Consider the following 16,290-nt stretch of genomic DNA (forward strand, 5'->3'; position numbering starts at 1 on the left):
CCCCGGCCCGCGGTCACCGCAGGTGGCAGACGACCAGGACCAGGACCTGCCCGACGGCCGGCCCGGCGACGCGGTGCGCGCGTCCGGGCCGACCCGGGCCCCGCCCGGGAACCGGCCCGGCCGCCGACCGCCGTGGCGCCCCCTCAGCAGGGCTTGGGGGAGTACGGCCCGGAGGAGCCGCCGTGCGGGCCGCAGTCGCCCAGGCATTTGGCGGCCTCCGCCATCACCTCCTCGACCGTGTGCTCCCGCAGCTGCTTGCAGCGGGCCTCCCGCCCCTGGTCCTGGCACGCCCGCACGGCCCGCCACCCCTCCAGGACGGCCACCGCCTCCCAGCCCTTCAGGACGTGCAGCAGCGTCCGGCACAGGCAGTCGACGTACTCCTGGACACCCGGGAAGCCGTTCCACACGCCCTTGGCGGCCCGGTCCAGGACCAGCAGGCGCACGTACAGCTCCAGCGGGCTGCGGTTCGGGTCGGCCGCGTCCGCGGTGAGCTGGGCCGCGTCCGCCTTCAGCCGCGCGGCGCGCTGCGGCAGCGCGGTCTGCTCGGCGACCAGCTCCAGGAAGAACGCCGAGGCGGCGTCGATCTCGCTGCGGTAGTGCGCGATCAGCCCCGCGAGCTTGCCGGTCGGGTCGTCCTTGTGGCCCTCGGTGCCGAACTCGCACGGGAACTCGCGGCAGCCGGGCTCCCCGGCACAGGCCTCGATCCGGGTCTGCACCTTCTGCTCCGAACGCTCGGCGCAGTCGCGCTGCTCCTCGTCGAGCCGGCAGCGCAGCTGTTCGCGGATCGCCTTCAGTTGGGCGTCGGCCGTCTTGACGTCGTGCCCGGCGGCGGTGCGGGCGGCGCCGTAGTCCTTCTTCGCGGTGGAGAAGGCGGCCTTGAAGGGCTCCAGGGTCTTGAGGCTCTCCTGGATGACGTCGGCCCGTCGCCGGATGCCCTGCGCCTTGCAGGCGAGCGCGTCGATGGCGTCCGCGTCGCAGCAGCCGGAGTGTCCGGGAGGATGCGTGGTCTCGTAGCTCATGGCGTCTCCGCGGTGCTGGGGGAGCTCCCGGGTGGGGGAGCGGGCGGCCCGTCGAGTCTGGGCCGGGCGGTGTCACCGCACCGTCGCCCGGCCATCGCCGGCCGGCGGCAACGCTGCGGTGACGTCCGGGGCCGAGCATCGGACCATGGCTGGATACCGGGCACTCGCCGCCGTCGGACGCAGCGTGGTCGCGCTGCTGAACCGGCGTTTCGAGGAGGAGATCCCCGACGGCGCCGGGCGGCGGCCGCTCGCCGTCCTCGCCGGGCCGCTGGACTTCGAGCAGGTGGACACCGCCGGTGCGGTGATCCGCCACCCGGCCGTCTCCGTGTACTGCTACCGGCTCAGCATCGACCGGGAGACCCGGGCCGGCTGGGGCGCCGTCTCCGCGCAGGACGGTGTGCCGCGGCTGCCGCTGCGGATGCACATGATGCTCGCCGCCTGGGACCAGTTCGTCGAGGCCGAGTTGGAGTGGCTCGGCCTGGTGGCGCGGACCCTGGAGGGCGAGAGCATCCTCACCGGGCCGCTGCTCGACCCGAGCGGCGACTGGGAGCCCGGGGACATGGTCCAGGTCGTCTCGGACGAGCTCGCGATGGACTCGCTCAGCGAGGCGTTCCAGGCAATGAGCACCGACTACCGGCTCTGCCTGCCCTACCTGGCCCGGGTGGTGCGGATCGACGGCGCACGCCAGCCCCGTGCCGAGGAGGTCACCACGGTGGCCGCCCGCCTCTCCGGGAGCCCGCGGTGACGGCCGGCGCCCGCCGGCGCGACGGGGCGGCCGCCGCGGGCGCGGTCACCGCCGCGGCCGCCGCCACGATCGAGGTCGACGCCGGCCCGGTGGCGGTGCGGCACCGGCTCGCGCTGGCCGTCCGCCCGCTCGACGCACGCACCACCGCCCCCGCCGCCGGCCTCCGCGTCGGGTACGAGGCCCCGCACCCGGGCGGCGCGGTGCGGCCCCTGGAGAACCACGGAGCCTCCGGCTGGGTGCTCCGCCACGGCCCCGGCGGCATCCGCGGCCGCAGCGTCCTGCTCCGGCTGGACGACCCGGCCCGCCGCCTCGTCCCGCGCCGCCTCCGCGTGCCGCTCTGGGCGCTCGACGAGCTCACCGGCGCCGACGACCGCCCGCCCACCGCCGGCTACGTGCCGGCCGCCTCCCGGCTGCTGCGCCCCTGGCTGCTCCCCGGGGCGGCGTACCCGGTGACCGGCGGCCAGACCGGCCTGCGGTTGCGCGTCACCGTCGGCGGCCGGCCGGTGCGCTGGCCGCGGGTGGAGGCCTTCGGCGCCGGCGGGGTGCGGATCGGCTGGGCGCACGGCGACCAGTTCGGCCAGGTCCTGCTGCTGGTGGACGGCATCGGCGGGCTGCCGCACCCGCCGCCCTCCGCCCTCGACGTCGCGCTGCGCACCGCCGTCCCGGACCCGGCGCACCCGCCGCCGGTCGACCCGCGGGACCCGCTGGCCGACCTGGTGGTCGAGGAGGTCGCCCGCAGCCACGCCCCGCCCGCGCCCGGGGACCTCGACAACCCGGTGCTGCGCGGCGTCGCCGCGCCCCCGGGCTACCGGACCGCCACCCAGGACGCCGTCCGGAGCCTGGCCGTCGGCCGGGTCCTCCCCGAGACCGACCTGCCGCACGGCTGATCCCGTGACAGCCGGCCCGCGGCGCCCGCGCCGCAGCACCCGACCCGCGACCGAGGAGGCCCGTGCATGCCCGAGTACCTGACCCCAGGCGTCTACGTCGAGGAGACCAGCTTCCGCTCCCGGTCGATCGAGGGGGTGCCGACCAGCACCTTCGGCATGGCCGGGCGCACCGCCTACGGACCGGTGCCGTACCTGGCCAACGGGCGGGTCCTGGTGCCCGGCCCGACGCTCGTCACCAGCTTCACCGAGTACGAGCGCGCCTTCGGCGGGCTGACCCTGGGCGACGGCACCCCCTGCCGGCTGGCCCTGGCGGCCCGCGCCTTCTTCGCCAACGGCGGGCGCCGGCTGTACGTCTCCCGGGTGTTCTCCTTCGTCCGGACGACCGACGCCACCCCGGTGGTCGACGGCCCGGCCAACTTCGCCTCGCTGACGGTGCCGTCGACGGGCACCGCGGTGCTGCGCTGGTGGGCCCGCTGGCCCGGGCTGGCCGGAGCCGGCATCAGCGTCGCGGTGGCGTTCCGGCGGAGCAAGAACGTGCTGATCCCCGCCACCGCGAACGGCGCGGCCGCCCTCCGGCTGACCGGGGTCCAGCCGGGCGCGGCCGTCGAGGTGCTGCCGCTGGCCGGGGGCAGGCCCCCGGCGCCCGACGACCGGACGAAGCCGCGGGCCGCCGACGTCCGGATCGTGGCCCGGGCCGCCGACGGCAGCCTCGGCTACCTGGCCGCGAACGGCACCGACGTCGACCCGCCGGCCGCGGGCACGGCGGCCTTCCACATCACCCTGGCCGTCACCGTCCGCTCCGGCGCGGACCGGCTGGACGTCTACAACGAGCTCGAACTGGACGAACGGCACCCGCGCGCGGTGACCAGGGTGCTCGGTGCGAAGGAGCCGGCCGACGAGTTCTCCCTGGTCTGGCTGGCCGACCTGACGGCGGCCGCCGCAGCCGCCCCCGTGACCCCGGTGACCCCGGCGGCCCCGCCGCCGCTGGTGGGCCCGCCGGTCCCGCTGGCGGCGGCGCCGCCCACCGCCGGGGACCGGCTGACCGCCCTGCTGTCGCTCGACGCCGCGCACCCCGGCTTCCTCCTCGGCGGCGGTGACGGCCTGGACCCGGGCGTCGCGGACCTGCTGGGCGAGCCCGCCGACCCGGACGACCTCAACCGGCCCGCCACCGGCCTGGCCGCGCTCGGCGAGGTCGACGACATCGCCGTCGTCGCCGTGCCCGACACCGTCGACCAGCCCGAACCGCAGCAGCAGGAGGCGGTGGACGGCCTGATCGCCCACTGCGAGCAGCTGCGCTACCGGATGGCGATCGTCGACCCGCCGAAGGACAGCGCGATCTCCGGAGTGCGCCGCTTCCGGGCCCAGTTCGACAGCAGCTACGCGGCCCTCTACTACCCGTGGCTGCGGATCACCGACCCCACCCGGCGCCCCGACCCGGGCGCACCCGTCCCGATGCTGGACGTGCCGCCCTCCGGGTTCGTCGCCGGGATCTACGCCCGCAGCGACACCGAGCGCGGGGTGTTCAAGGCCCCGGCCAACGAAGTGGTCCACGGCATGGGCGAGTTCGTCACCAACGTCACCTACGACCGGCAGGCCGTGCTGAACCCGGAGGGCATCAACGCGCTGCGCTTCTTCGAGGGCCGGTCCCACCGGGTGTGGGGCGCGCGGACGATGAGCTCGGACCCGGAGTGGAAGTACGTCAACGTCCGCCGGCTCTTCATCTACCTCGAGCACTCCATCGACAAGTCCACGCAGTGGGCCGTGTTCGAGCCGAACAACGAGCGGCTCTGGGCGTCCGTGCGGCAGTCCGTCGAGGACTTCCTGCTCGTCACCTGGAAGAGCGGCGCGCTGATGGGCAGCAAGCCGGAGGAGGCGTTCTTCGTCCGCTGCGACCGCACCACGATGACCCAGAACGACATCGACAACGGCCGCATGATCTGCCTGATCGGGGTCGCCCCCACTTACCCGGCCGAGTTCGTGATCTTCCGGATCGGCCAGTTCACCGCCGACGCGCCGGCCGCCTGACCGGCGCCGCGCCCGCACCGACCCCCGACCGGGAGGCAGCACATGGCCGTCCGCAACAACCCGTACGGCGCCTTCAACTTCCTCGTCCGCCTCGGCGACGCCGGCGGCGAGGACCAGATCGCCGGCGGCTTCTCCGACTTCACCGGCGCGGCCAACGAGGTCAAGTTCTCCGAGTACCGCAACGGCAACGACAAGGAGAACCACGTCCGCAAGATCGCCAACACCAACATCACCGACGACGTCACCCTCAAGCGGGGCATCATCGGCGACCTCCGGCTGTTCAACTGGATCAAGGACACCCGGGAGGGCAACTTCGACCCGCGCACCGTCGTCGTGACGCTCTACGACGAGGCCCGCACCCCGGTCTGTGCCTGGACCCTGCACGCCGCCCAGCCCAAGAAGTGGATCGGGCCCACCCTGGCCGGCAAGGGCGGCGGCGAGGTCGCGATGGAGGAACTGCACCTCGTCGCCGAGCGCATCGACTTCGCCTCGCTGTGAACGGCCCCGTGCCCGGCGGCCCGTCGAACGGCCCGGCGACCGACACGTCGAACGGCCCGGCGGCCGCCCGGGCCGCCGCCCCCGGGCTGCGGCTCGGCGCCCCGGGCGTCTACCGGGACACCCGGCGCCCGGCGCCGGCCCCGCGGCCGGTCCGGCTGGACGTGGCCGGCTTCGTCGGCGTGGCGCCGCGCGGCCCGGTGGACCGGCCGGTCGCCGTCGAACGCTGGACCGACTACCGCCGGGTCTTCGGCGGCTTCGAGGGCCCCGGCCTGCTGCCCCACGCCGTCCGGGCGTTCTTCGCCCAGGGCGGCAGCCGCGCCCACGTCCTGCGGGTCTCCCCGCTGCCCCGAGCCCCCGACCCGGCCGCGCTGGCCGCCGTCGCCCGCTACACCGTCCGGCTGGCCGGCCCTGAGCCCGGCGCCGGCGCCGGCGCCGTCGAGCTCGGCCTGCGGGCCGCCGACGAGGGCAGCTGGGGCGGACGCCTCGCCGTGCGCTGGGAGTTCGACGCCGCCGGGCAGTTCACCGCCCGGGCCGACGGCACCCGGCTCCCGCTGCCCGACGCGCTCGCCCTGCCGACCGGCACGCTGCTGCGGGTCCGGGGGCCCGGACTGCCCCCGGCCGGCGAGCTGCTCCACGTCCGCACCGTCGAGGACACGCCGCCGCGCGGCCGGTCGGCCCTGCTGGACCGGCCGCCCGGCGCCGTGCCGCCCGACGCGGGCCTGACGGTGGACGTCGTCACCGCCACCGTCACCGTCACCGACGCCGACCCGGGCCTCGCCCGTGCGGAACGCCTCACCGGCCTCGGACTGGCCGCGGCGCACCCGCGCTTCGTCCGGCGGGTCCTCGCCGAGGAGTCCCGGCTGATCGCCCCCGACGGCCCCTGGCCCGAGCGGCTGGCGCCCCCGGACGCCTCCCTGCCCGCCGTCGACGCCGCCCCGGCCGGCCCCGGCGCGGACCGCTGGGCCTGCGTCACGGCGGACAGCCTCTTCGGCGACACCCCGCCCGAGCTGCTGCCCGTCGGCGGCGACCAGGGCGTCGACGAGGACGCGCCCGCGTTCGTCGGCATGGACCGGCTGGCCCTGGAACCGGAGGTCGCCCTGCTCTCCGTGCCCGACCTCTACTGGGACTACCGCGTGCCCCCCGCCACCACCGACCCCCCGGAGCCGCCCCGCCCCGGCGCCGACGGGCGCTGCCCGCCCCCGCCCGTCCCGCTGGTCTACCCGGCGCCGCCGGAACGGGCGGTGCTGCTCGACGGCCGCGACCCGGAGGCCCTCGCGGAGATCCTGCGCCGCCAGCGCCGGCTCGTCGACCTGGCGGAGCGCCAGCGCCGTTTCGTGGCCCTGCTGGACGTGCCGCCCGGACTCCCGCTGCAGCTGACCGCCCGCTGGCGCTCCGGCTTCGACAGCTCCTTCGCGGCCGCCCACCATCCGTGGCTCGGCGTCGTCGACCCGGCGGACCCGCAGCAGCGGGCCGTCCTGGTGCCGCCCTCCGCCTTCGCTGCCGGGATCACCGCCGACCGCGAACACCGGCTCGGCATCCCCTGGGGCCCGGCCAACGCCCTCGCCGCCGGCGCCGTCACCGCCGCCGACCTGCCCGTCCCCGCCGAGCGCGACGAACTCCACCTGCTCGGCGTCGACGTCTTCGCCGCCGAACCGGACGGCTTCCGGCTGGCCTCCGCCCGGACGCTCTCCCGCGATCCGGACTACGCCCAGCTGAGCGTCCGTCGCCTGATGACGATGCTCCGGCTCACCCTCGAACGCCAGGCCCGCGGCCTCGCCTTCGAACCCGACTCGCCGCAGCTGCGCACCGAGCTGACCGGCACCGTGACACGACTGCTGCGCGACCTGTTCCGGGCCGGGGCCTTCGGCGGGGCCACCGAGGCCCAGGCCTTCTTCGTCCGCTGCGACGAGGAGCTCAACCCCGCCTGGTCGCAGGGGCTGGGCCGGCTGGTGGCCGAGATCGGGGTGGCGCCCGCACGGCCGCTGGAGTACCTCGTCCTGCGGATCGCCCAGGACGCCGACGGCGACGTACGAGTGGCGGGGTGACCGATGGCCGCGCTGGTCCAGGGCTTCAACTTCCGGGTCTCGCTGCGGCTGAGCGGCACCCCGGGGCCGACGGCGACGCCGCCGCCGGCGCTGACCGGGCAGGCCGCCGGTGCGCCCCGCCCCGGCGCCGGGGCAGCGGGCCCCGCCGAGGGCCCGGCCGAGCGGCTCGGCGACGGCGGCTTCCAGGAGTGCACCGGACTGGAGCTGGAACTGGAGCTGGCCGACCACCCCGAGGGCGGCCGCAACGACGGGACGGTCCGCGGCATCGGCCGGGTCAAGCTCTCCCCGGTCGTGCTCAAGCGCGGCATGCTCGCCCCGACCCCCGGCGGCCGGGCCGACACCGCGCTGTGGGACTGGCTGCACGGCATCGCCACCGGCGAACGACGCGCCGCCCGCTACGACGGCGACATCGAGGTCCTCGACCCGACCGGGGCGCGGACCGTCGCCCACTGGCGCTTCACCCGCGGGCTGCCCGTCAAGCTCACCGGGCCGTCGCTCAACGCGCGGACCGGTGAGATCGCCCTGGAGGAACTGCACATCGCCCACGAGGGCCTGCGACTGGAGGGCTCCTGATGGCCGAACTGGCACACGCGACCCTGCAACGCCTGCGGGTGAACCGGGCCTCGGCGAAGGACGCGCCACCGCTGGTCAGCGGCGACGGACCGGCCGTCGGAGTCCAGTTCAACCCCGTCTCGCTGCGGCTCAGCCGGAACAACAACGTCGACCGGGGCGGGACCAGCACCCGCACCCAGAAGCGCCAGAACCCCGCGCAGGAGGGCGCCACCCTCGCCTTCGACCTGGCCTTCGACACCGCCGAACAGGGCGGCCCCGACGGGTACGTGGACGTCCGCGAGTGGACGGCCGTGGTCCGCCAGTTCGTCGAGCCGCCGCCCGACCGGAAGGGCGATCCGCCGCCCGTGGTCCGCTTCGTCTGGGGGACGTTCCGCTTCGACGGGATCGTCACCCAGGTCAGCGAGGAGCTGGACCTCTTCGCCCCGGACGGCACCCCGCTGCGGGCCAAGGTCGCCGTCACCGTCGCCGAGCAGGACTTCGCCTACGAGGCCAACGAGAAGGGCGCCGGTCGGCGCGACGCCCGGGCCGCGACCGACCCGGGCACGCCCCGGCCCGGCGCCACCCCCGGCACCGCAGGGACGAACCGGCCGCAGCAGGTGGTCCAGGCCCTGGCCGGGGAGAGCGCCCAGCAGTTGCTGGCCCGCCTGGGACTCGACCCGGCGGCCTGGCGCGGGGCGATGAGCGGGCTGGACAGCCCGCTCGCGCTCACCGCCGGGTTCGGCGTCCGGCTCGGCGTCGAGGTCGAGGCGGGCGGCGGCGCCGGGCTGACGGGCGGTTTCGCGGGCGCGGCCGCGGCCACCTCGGTCGCCGGGCTCGCCGGGGCCCTGGGCCTCGGCCCGGAGGGCACCCCGCCCGCCCCGGGCACCCCGCTCGCTCCGGGGGGCGGGGGGACGGCCGGGGCGGGGGCGGGCGGTCCCGACGACGCCACGGCGGCGGGCTTCGCGCTCTCCGCCGGCGGCGGGATCGCCGCCTCCGTGGCGACGGTCGTCGCCGCCCGGGCGGCCCGGGCCACCGACCAGGCCCGCGCCGCCTTCGCCGTCCCCGCCGAGCCCGGCGCGGCCGCTCCGCCGCCGGGCGCGGAGCCGGCGGACCCCGCCGCGGGCACCCCGGCGGCCGACCCGCGCGCCCTGACCTACGGCCGCGGCGTGCCACTGCGCGGCCGCGCCGACCCGGGCACCCTCGCCGAGGGCGCCATCGGCGGTGCCCGCAGCCTGGCCGGCCGCGCCCGGGCCCGGGAGACCCCACCGCCCGACGGCCCGACACCCCCGTGGGAGCGGCTGCCCGCGGACACGCCCGCCCGCACCGCGGCGGACTGCGAGCAACGCCGTCGTGACGCACCGCCCAGCACCCTGAGGTGGCGGCCCTAGGGTCGGTCTTCGCGCTCCCGGCGTCACCCGCAGACCGACCCGAGGCCGCGTCCGACGAGCCCCCGGCGGGCCCCGACGAGCCCCCGGCGGGCCCCGACGAGCCCCCGGCGGGCCCCGACGAGCCCCCGGCGGGCCGGCCGCACCCGGCGGGCCCAGACGAGCCCCCGGCGGGCCGGCCGCACCCGGCGGGAACCGGTGGAGCAGTCCCGAGGAGGCCTGCGATGAGCGTGCACATCGGCGAAGTCCACACGGACGTCGTCCCCGTCGGCGCCGCGGCGCCCGCCCCGGCCGCCGACCGGGGCGGCCCGCTCCGGGAGGCGGAGCGGGCCGGACACCTGCGCGCCGCGCTGGAACGGGCGCACTGGCTCGCCGCGCGGGTCGCCGCGGAGGGCTTCGATGACTGAGCCGGCCGTCACCGCCGTCGCGCCGGTCTTCACCGTCGGCGGCGAACTCGTCCGCGACCTCGGCCGGGACTGCGTCCGCCTGGAGGTCCGCGAGGGCGTCGAGGGCCTGCGCACCCTCCAGGCCAGCTTCCTGGCCAGCGGCATCGGCGCCAAGGGCCCCCAGGAGCGCCTGCTGCACCTGGACGGCCGCACGATCGACCTCGGCAGCGCCCTCAAGGTCGCCCTCGGCCCCGACGCCGGGCAGCGGACCGTCTTCGAGGGCACCGTCTCCGCCCTGGAGCTGGTCCTCGGCGACGGCGACCCGCCGGTGGTGGTCGCGCACGCCGAGGACGCCCTGATGCGCCTGCGGATGACCCGCCGTTCGCGCAGCTACCCGCGGGTGACCGACGGCGAGATCGCCGAGGCCCTCGCCCGCGAGCACGGCCTGAGCGCCGACGTCGACGTGCCCGGCCCGCGCTACGACGTCGTCCAGCAGCTCAACCAGAGCGACCTCGCCCTGCTGCGGGAACGCGCCCGGCTGCTCCGGGCCGAACTCTGGTGCACCGGCACCACCCTGCACCTGCGCACCCGGGAGACCAGGCCCGGCACCGCCGTCACCCTCGTCCTCGGCCGCGACCTGCTGTCCGCCCGGCTGACCGCCGACCTCGCGCACCAGCGCAGCGAGGTGGTGGTCACCGGCTACGACGCCGCACGCCGCGAACCCGTCGAGGAGCGGGCCGGGCCGGAGGCGGTCGAGGCGGAGACCACCAGTGGCCGCACCGGCGCCCGCCTGCTGGGCCGGGCGCTCGGCCCCAGCACCTCGCTGCGCGTGCGCGAGGTCGCCCTCGACGCCGCCGAGGCGGCGGCCTGGGCGCGCGCCGAGATGCTGCGCCGCGGCCGGCGGTTCGTCCTCGCCGACGGCCTGACCAACGGCACGCCCGACCTCGTCGTGGGCAGCCGGCTCACCCTGCAGGACGTCGGCGCCGCCTTCGACGGCGGCGGCTACCACGTCACCCGGCTGTGCCACGGCTTCGACCTGGAGCACGGCTTCCGCACCCGCTTCGAGGCGGAGCGGGCCACCCTGAACGAGGTGAACTGATGGCCCTGCCAAGCCCGGCCGACGGCGCCGCGCCCGGCTACCACGGCGCCTACCCCGCCCTGGTCACCGACATCGTCGACGAACAGCGGCTCGGGCGGGTCGAGGTGCGCTTCCCCTGGCTCGGCCTGGACGGCGACCGGGACGTCCGCGCCTGGGCCACGCTCTGCTCGCCGTACGCCGACCACGAGCAGGGCCTGCTCGTCCTGCCGGAGGTCGGCAGCCAGGTGGTCGTCGTCTTCGAGGCCGGCAACCTGCGCCGGCCGTACGTGCTCGGCGCCGCCTGGAACGGCCGGGAGAGCCTGCCGCACGAGCCGGAGGCGGCGAACAACGTGCGGCTGCTGCGTTCGCGCGCGGACAGCCGGCTGGAGTTCGACGACACGGCCGGCGCGGCGAAGGTGCGGATCACCATGGCCTCCGGGCACCAGGTCAGCCTCGACGACGCGGCCCAGACCGTCACCGTCCGGCACGCCGGGGGCTGCGAGATCCGGCTGACGGCCGCCTCGGTGGAGATCAGGGCCACCACGTCCGTCGACGTCACCGCGCCCGTGGTGAACGTGGACGCGCCGCTGGCCGCCTTCAGCGGCACCGTCCAGGTCGGCACCCTGGTCGCCGAGCAGATGGTGATGTCGCCGGCCTACACGCCGGGCGCCGGGAACATCTGGTGACGGCCACGCCGCACGGGTTCCGGCTGCGGGCGCCCTGGTACGTCTGCGAGCGCGGCGGCTTCGACCGCTTCGACCCGCGGGCCGACGCGCCCGCGCTCCAGAAGTACGACGCCCCCGACTTCGTCCGCCGGCTGGTCGCGGACCCGCGCGCCTCGCTCGCCTTCGACCCGGTGGAGGACGTGTACGCCTACCCGGTGGCGGTGCCCGCCGGGCAGACCGGGCGCGGCCGGCTGCGCTTCGCCACCCACACCATGGCCGTGACCCCGCTGCGCAAGCTGTACCAGCCCGCCCACCAGCGCTTCTACGCGGTGGTCGTCGAGCTGTTCTGCGACCGGCCCGGCCTGCCCCGGCCGGGGGCCGCGGCCGACGGGGTGCAGCTGCGGATGGTGCTGCGGCGCCAGGAGCGCACCGTGCCCGACGCCGGGCGGGCGGCGGTGCGCAGGCTGGCGAAACGGCTGACCACCGACCTGCTGGCCGCCCGGGGGCTGCGGCCCGGGCACCTTGCCGACCGGGACCTGCCGAACCTGCTCTGGGCCGACGACGCCTACCGCGCCCGGTTCGAGGCCGAGCACGCGGACCTGCTCGCCGGGCTCGCCCCGCCCGTCGTGCAGAGCTGGACCACCGGCCCGAAGGGGCCGCACTGGGCGCCCACCGGCACCGCCGGCCCCGACGGCCGACCGGAACCGGAGCAGGAACTGACGATGTGGCGGCTGCCGCGCCCGGGCGGGGCGTGCGACCGGGCGGCCACCCGCTCGCTCTGGTTCGGCCTCGTCCCGACCCTCTCCGGCGAGCACGACGACGAGGGCCGGCCCAAGCTGGACGACCAGCACGTCTACGAGATCCACTGCGTCGCCCGCCGGCCGCCGGAGCCCGGCCACGAGCACTGCCCGCCGCAGGAATCCTGGAGCGCGGCCACCGAACCGTTCAGCCTGGCCGCGTTCTACGACCCCGAGGGCACCAAGAACCGCAGGGTGTCGATCACCATGCCGGACCTCAGGGCCCTCGCGGCCCGCGCCGGCCGCCCGGCCGGCCCCGGCGGGGTCGCGGTCACCAGCCCGCCGGGCTCCCAGCTGCCGGTGACCGGCGAGATCCCGAAGCCCGGCAGCGGCCAGGCCGGCGGCACCGACTTCCGGATCTGTACCTTCGCCCTCGAACTGTTCACGATCGTGGCGTTCTTCCTGTTCAGCCTCTTCCTGCCGATCGTGGTGCTCGCCTTCCAGCTCTGGTGGCTGCTCGCCCTGCGCTTCTGCCTGCCCCCGGACGCCGTCGCCCTGGGCGCCCTCCAGGCCTACTTCAACGCCCCCGGCCACGACCTGGAGACGCTGCTCACCGGGCCGGGGGCGGACAACCCCGGCCCGGACGGCCTGGACCGGCTCCTCGGCCGGCCCGGAGCGACGGCGGCCGCTGCCGCCACCGCGGAGTTCCGGCCGACCGCGGCCGGGGCCGACCCCGCCGCCCAGGCCGCGGCCGCCGACCTGGTGGCCGCGCTCGACCCGACCACCGCCGTCGTCGCGGCCCCGCCGCCCGTCGAGAGCTCCCCGCCCGACCCGCTCTGCGGAGGTGACCGTTGAACCCGGACCCCACTGCCCGGGCAGCCTGCTGATGGCGGCCGCGACCGGGGCCCGCGACGTCAGGGCGCCCGCACCCGCGCCCAGGGCGGCGCCGCCCGCGCCCGCCGCGGCCCCGGCGGCCGGCGGCCTGGCCGACCGGCTCTCCGGCGTCGTCCAGCGGAGCCCGGCCACCGCGCCCGCCCCGCCCACCGCAGCCTCCGTGACCGCCGCCGAGGTGCCCGAGGACGTGCTGGAACTCCAGGGCGGCGCCCTGGCGCCCACCCCCGCGGTGACCGAGTACCTGGACCGGAAGGGCGCCGAGGGCGGCCCCGTGCGGGCCCGGCTGGGCACCCTCGCCGCCGGGACCCTGCACCTGCGCAGGACCGACGAGGGCCTCACCACCGGCCCCGGCCGGGACCACCGGACCCTGCCGCTCGCCCACCCCTTCCTGCTGCCGCTCACCCGGTACGGCATCGAGCCGGTGCTCGCCGTCCGCGTCCAGGGCGGCGTGCTGGAGGGCCACGCCTCCGCGCTGGTGAAGGGCAGACTGCTCACCGGCCCGGCCGACCTCCTCGGTCAGGTCGTCGCGCACGCCGAGCAGCTGGGCCTCGCCGGGGTGGGCGGGCTGACCCTGCCGGCGGTGGAGAACCGGTTGGACGGGCCCCGGCTGCTGGTCCGGGCGAACGGGCTGCACTTCCGGCTCGGCGGCTTCCTCGACGCCACCGGCTCGATCGGCCTCGCCGACGAGCTGGTCACCTTCGACGCGACCGCCACCGGGACGGTGCCCGGCCTCGGCGCGATCGTGCTGCCGGTCAAGCGGGAGCCGGACGGCCGGCTCTCCGGCGAGGCCAGGGTCGAGGTGGCCCTGCGGGGCTTCCAGGGCACGGTGACGGCGGCCTTCGCCGGCGGCGCCGTCGACGTCCGCGGCACCGTCCACTACACCAACGACAAATTCGACGGGGAGGTGACCCTGGTCGCCACCGACGAGCGGACCGCCGACCGGCTGACGGGCGAACAGGTCACCGCGGCGGGTGCGAAGGCGGTCGCGCCGCCCGTGGCCGCCGCCGCACCGGTCGAGGCCGACGGCGGTGCCCCGGCCCCGGCCGGACCGCAACCCGGTCCGCGGGTGGTCGCCGGCTGGGGGACCGTCCGGGTGCGACTTGCCGAGTGGTTGAGCGGCGAGGCGCTGGTGGTGGTCGACCACCACGGGGACGTCACCCTGGTCGGCAGGATCACGCCCCGGATGACCAGGCCGCTGTTCGAGCAGAAGGACTACGTCAAGGCGCTGCCCAAGCTGGAGGTCCGCGCCCTCTACGGCATCCCGTTGGTCGGCAACGTCTTCGTGTTCGCCGACATCGGCCTGGAGCTGCTCGCCAAGCTGGGCCCGGCCACCCTGGACCGGATGGAGCTCACCGGCACCTGGTCGACCAAGCCCGAGGTGCTGCGGGACTTCGGCGTCACCGGCACCCTCAACGTCTCCGCGTTCGCCGGCGTCCGGCTCGTCGCCGAGGGCGGCGCGGGCCTCGAACTCGTCGGCCACGACATCAAGGCCGGGGTCGCGCTGAACGCGCTCGCCGGGATCCGCGGCTACGTGGAGGCGACCCCGCGGATCGGCTACCGCGAGGTCGCCGACCCGAAGGCGGGCAAGCAGGGAGAGTTCTTCATCGGCGGCCACCTGGAGGTGGCCGCCCAGCCCTTCCTCGGCCTCGGCGGCGACCTCTTCGTCGCCCTGGTCAGCCCCTGGTGGTCCCCGGCGCCGAGCCACCGCTGGACCTGGCCGCTGTTCCAGTTGGAGTACCCGCTCCCCGGCGAGTTCGGGATCGGCGCCGACGTCGAGCACGTCCTCGGCTCCGGCCGGGTGCCCGAGGTCACCTTCGGCGAAGTCGCCTTCAGCGCCGACAAGTTCATGACCGACCTGCTGAACGACCAGGTCCCGAAGAAGACCGGCAGGGAGGAGCGGAAGGCCGGGTCCTGGGGCGAGGGCCCGCGCTCGGCGCCGGCCGCCGGGAGTGCCCCGGCCCGGGCCCCGGCCGCCGCCGGGAAGCCCGCAGCGGGGAAGACGGGGGCCGGAAAGCCCGGACCAGGGAGGGCAGGGGCCGGGAAGCCCGGGCCGGGCCGGGCCGCACCGGCGGCCGCGAAACCCGGGCGGGCCGGGGGCCGGGGCGCGGACGCCGGCGAAGTCCCCGACCAGGCCAAGGAGAAGCGCTGGCAGGGCGGCCTGCAGGCGATCGGCGCCCTGGCCCAGGAGTCGCTCGCCGACCCCTTCGAGGAGGAGGAACTCCAGGAGGCGCTGGCCGGGATCAGGAAGACCCACGGCTTCACCCGGCTGGCCGCCGAGCGCGAGGGCGGCGAGTGGCTGATCGACGCCCGGATGAGCCCCGAGACCAAGCGGAAGCCCCGGCTGAGGGCCACCAACCACGTCTACCGGGGCGGCCCCTACAACGAGTTGGGCAAGGCACCGGCCAAGAAGGGCGGGCGGCGGCGCGCCGTCAAGGGCACCGAACGCAACCACATGCCCGCCTGGAAGGCCATCAAGGACGCGCAGTCCTCCGGCGGCAAGGCCACCGCGGCCAGGAACAAGCTGAACGGCATCACCCGGTACACCGCCCCCGCCATCGAGATGGACACCGCCGACCACCGCAGGACCAGGAGCTGGGGCTCGGGCGCCGACGCCGCCGACTGGCGCAAGCAGCAGACCGACCTGCTCCTCGCCGGGAAGTTCCGCCAGGCCGTCACCAAGGACGTGAACGACATCCGCGGCTTCCTGCCCGCCGGTCGGAAGGACAAGTACGACGACGCCATCAAGGAGATGCGCGGCACCCTCCCGCCGGGCTGGTGACCGCCGCCCCGCAGCCCGGGCCGTCCGCGCCGTCCGGGCCGTCCGGGCTGCCGCGCCGTCGGGACCGCCGCGCCGCCGGGGGCCTCCCGCCCTCCCGCCGCCCCGGCCATAACGCGCCGGTGACGCCCCGCCGAGCATCATCGACGGCATGGCAGCAGCTGACGCTCCGGCAGGAGCACCCGCCGAGGAGTGGCTCGGCACCGGGATCCGGCTGCCCTTCCGACCGCAGGCGGGTGCCGGCGGGCCGGGCGGGGGGCTGGCGAGGGTGAGCGGGGCCGAGCTGGTCCGGCAGTCGATCGAGACGATCCTGGACACCGAGCCCGGCGAGCGCGTCATGCGGCCCGACTTCGGCTGCGGACTGCGCCGGTACCTGATGGCGCCGAACACCGCCGCCACCCGGGCCGCGCTCCGGGAGGAGATCGAGCGGGCGCTGACCCGCTGGGAGCCGCGGATCCGGGTGACCGGGGTGTCCGTCACCCCGGGGGAGGAGCCGACCATGGTCTGGATCGACATCGGCTACGCCCGCCTCCCGGACCTGCGGCCCGACAACCTCGTGTACCCGTTCTACCTGCGATGACGAACAGGGGGTGAGCCG

At 76.7% G+C, this 16,290-nt stretch carries 14 protein-coding genes; 13 read left to right on the forward strand and 1 reads right to left on the reverse strand.

What is annotated here, in order from left to right:
* Positions 1-143: 143 nt before the first annotated feature.
* Positions 144-1,019 carry a hypothetical protein gene (locus ACIRS1_RS21205; RefSeq protein ID WP_360216155.1) on the reverse strand — a complete coding sequence of 292 codons (876 nt, stop codon included), beginning with the start codon at positions 1,017-1,019 and terminating at the stop codon, positions 144-146.
* Positions 1,020-1,164: 145 nt separating this feature from the next.
* Here ACIRS1_RS21205 and ACIRS1_RS21210 point away from each other — a divergent pair, with 145 nt between their 5' ends.
* From ACIRS1_RS21210 to ACIRS1_RS21270, 13 genes are all read left to right on the forward strand, one after another.
* Entirely contained in the window at positions 1,165-1,764 is a 600-nt protein-coding gene (locus tag ACIRS1_RS21210; protein WP_402842040.1) for a DUF4255 domain-containing protein, read from the forward strand.
* Positions 1,761-2,651 (forward strand): hypothetical protein, encoded by an 891-nt coding sequence (locus ACIRS1_RS21215; protein WP_402842042.1) that lies wholly within the window; start codon positions 1,761-1,763, stop codon positions 2,649-2,651. The genes ACIRS1_RS21210 and ACIRS1_RS21215 overlap by 4 nt, the downstream gene beginning before the upstream one ends.
* A 66-nt stretch (positions 2,652-2,717) precedes the next feature.
* Complete coding sequence (locus tag ACIRS1_RS21220; protein WP_402842045.1) at positions 2,718-4,676, forward strand: phage tail sheath family protein; 1,959 nt, start codon at positions 2,718-2,720, stop codon at positions 4,674-4,676.
* Between the two features lie 42 nt (positions 4,677-4,718).
* The gene (locus ACIRS1_RS21225) at positions 4,719-5,174 is read left to right on the forward strand and encodes a phage tail protein (RefSeq protein WP_360216143.1); all 456 of its coding nucleotides are present in this window, start codon (positions 4,719-4,721) and stop codon (positions 5,172-5,174) included.
* Complete coding sequence (locus ACIRS1_RS21230; protein ID WP_402842047.1) at positions 5,171-7,219, forward strand: phage tail sheath C-terminal domain-containing protein; 2,049 nt, start codon at positions 5,171-5,173, stop codon at positions 7,217-7,219. The genes ACIRS1_RS21225 and ACIRS1_RS21230 overlap by 4 nt, the downstream gene beginning before the upstream one ends.
* Before the next feature lie 3 nt (positions 7,220-7,222).
* Positions 7,223-7,792: a phage tail protein gene (locus ACIRS1_RS21235; protein WP_402842050.1), complete on the forward strand. Its 570-nt coding sequence runs from the start codon at positions 7,223-7,225 to the stop codon at positions 7,790-7,792.
* A complete protein-coding gene (locus ACIRS1_RS21240) occupies positions 7,792-9,159 on the forward strand; it encodes a hypothetical protein (protein ID WP_402842053.1) in 1,368 nt (455 codons plus the stop codon). Before ACIRS1_RS21235 ends, ACIRS1_RS21240 begins: the two co-directional genes overlap by 1 nt.
* 221 nt (positions 9,160-9,380) lie before the next feature.
* Positions 9,381-9,563 (forward strand): hypothetical protein, encoded by a 183-nt coding sequence (locus ACIRS1_RS21245; RefSeq protein ID WP_402842056.1) that lies wholly within the window; start codon positions 9,381-9,383, stop codon positions 9,561-9,563.
* Complete coding sequence (locus tag ACIRS1_RS21250; protein WP_402842059.1) at positions 9,556-10,641, forward strand: phage late control D family protein; 1,086 nt, start codon at positions 9,556-9,558, stop codon at positions 10,639-10,641. Before ACIRS1_RS21245 ends, ACIRS1_RS21250 begins: the two co-directional genes overlap by 8 nt.
* The gene (locus ACIRS1_RS21255; RefSeq protein ID WP_360216125.1) at positions 10,641-11,306 is read left to right on the forward strand and encodes a phage baseplate assembly protein V; all 666 of its coding nucleotides are present in this window, start codon (positions 10,641-10,643) and stop codon (positions 11,304-11,306) included. The genes ACIRS1_RS21250 and ACIRS1_RS21255 overlap by 1 nt, the downstream gene beginning before the upstream one ends.
* The gene (locus tag ACIRS1_RS21260) at positions 11,303-12,877 is read left to right on the forward strand and encodes a hypothetical protein (protein ID WP_402842061.1); all 1,575 of its coding nucleotides are present in this window, start codon (positions 11,303-11,305) and stop codon (positions 12,875-12,877) included. The genes ACIRS1_RS21255 and ACIRS1_RS21260 overlap by 4 nt, the downstream gene beginning before the upstream one ends.
* A complete protein-coding gene (locus ACIRS1_RS21265; protein ID WP_402842064.1) occupies positions 12,867-15,695 on the forward strand; it encodes a hypothetical protein in 2,829 nt (942 codons plus the stop codon). Before ACIRS1_RS21260 ends, ACIRS1_RS21265 begins: the two co-directional genes overlap by 11 nt.
* A gap of 148 nt (positions 15,696-15,843) precedes the next feature.
* Positions 15,844-16,272 (forward strand): GPW/gp25 family protein, encoded by a 429-nt coding sequence (locus ACIRS1_RS21270; RefSeq protein ID WP_387898878.1) that lies wholly within the window; start codon positions 15,844-15,846, stop codon positions 16,270-16,272.
* The last annotated feature ends 18 nt before the right edge of the window (positions 16,273-16,290 follow it).

The organism is Kitasatospora sp. NPDC101176 (assembly GCF_044768035.1).
GTDB lineage: Bacteria > Actinomycetota > Actinomycetes > Streptomycetales > Streptomycetaceae > Kitasatospora.

Excerpts from the sequence above, each read along its gene's own strand:
- ACIRS1_RS21205 (WP_360216155.1), bottom strand. The coding sequence starts at position 1,019 with ATGAGCTACGAGACCACGCATCCTCCCGGACACTCCGGCTGCTGCGAC.
- ACIRS1_RS21240 (WP_402842053.1), top strand. The coding sequence starts at position 7,792 with ATGGCCGAACTGGCACACGCGACCCTGCAACGCCTGCGGGTGAACCGG.
- ACIRS1_RS21220 (WP_402842045.1), top strand. The coding sequence starts at position 2,718 with ATGCCCGAGTACCTGACCCCAGGCGTCTACGTCGAGGAGACCAGCTTC.
- ACIRS1_RS21245 (WP_402842056.1), top strand. The coding sequence starts at position 9,381 with ATGAGCGTGCACATCGGCGAAGTCCACACGGACGTCGTCCCCGTCGGC.
- ACIRS1_RS21250 (WP_402842059.1), top strand. The coding sequence starts at position 9,556 with ATGACTGAGCCGGCCGTCACCGCCGTCGCGCCGGTCTTCACCGTCGGC.
- ACIRS1_RS21235 (WP_402842050.1), top strand. The coding sequence starts at position 7,223 with ATGGCCGCGCTGGTCCAGGGCTTCAACTTCCGGGTCTCGCTGCGGCTG.
- ACIRS1_RS21255 (WP_360216125.1), top strand. The coding sequence starts at position 10,641 with ATGGCCCTGCCAAGCCCGGCCGACGGCGCCGCGCCCGGCTACCACGGC.
- ACIRS1_RS21210 (WP_402842040.1), top strand. The coding sequence starts at position 1,165 with ATGGCTGGATACCGGGCACTCGCCGCCGTCGGACGCAGCGTGGTCGCG.
- ACIRS1_RS21225 (WP_360216143.1), top strand. The coding sequence starts at position 4,719 with ATGGCCGTCCGCAACAACCCGTACGGCGCCTTCAACTTCCTCGTCCGC.
- ACIRS1_RS21270 (WP_387898878.1), top strand. The coding sequence starts at position 15,844 with ATGGCAGCAGCTGACGCTCCGGCAGGAGCACCCGCCGAGGAGTGGCTC.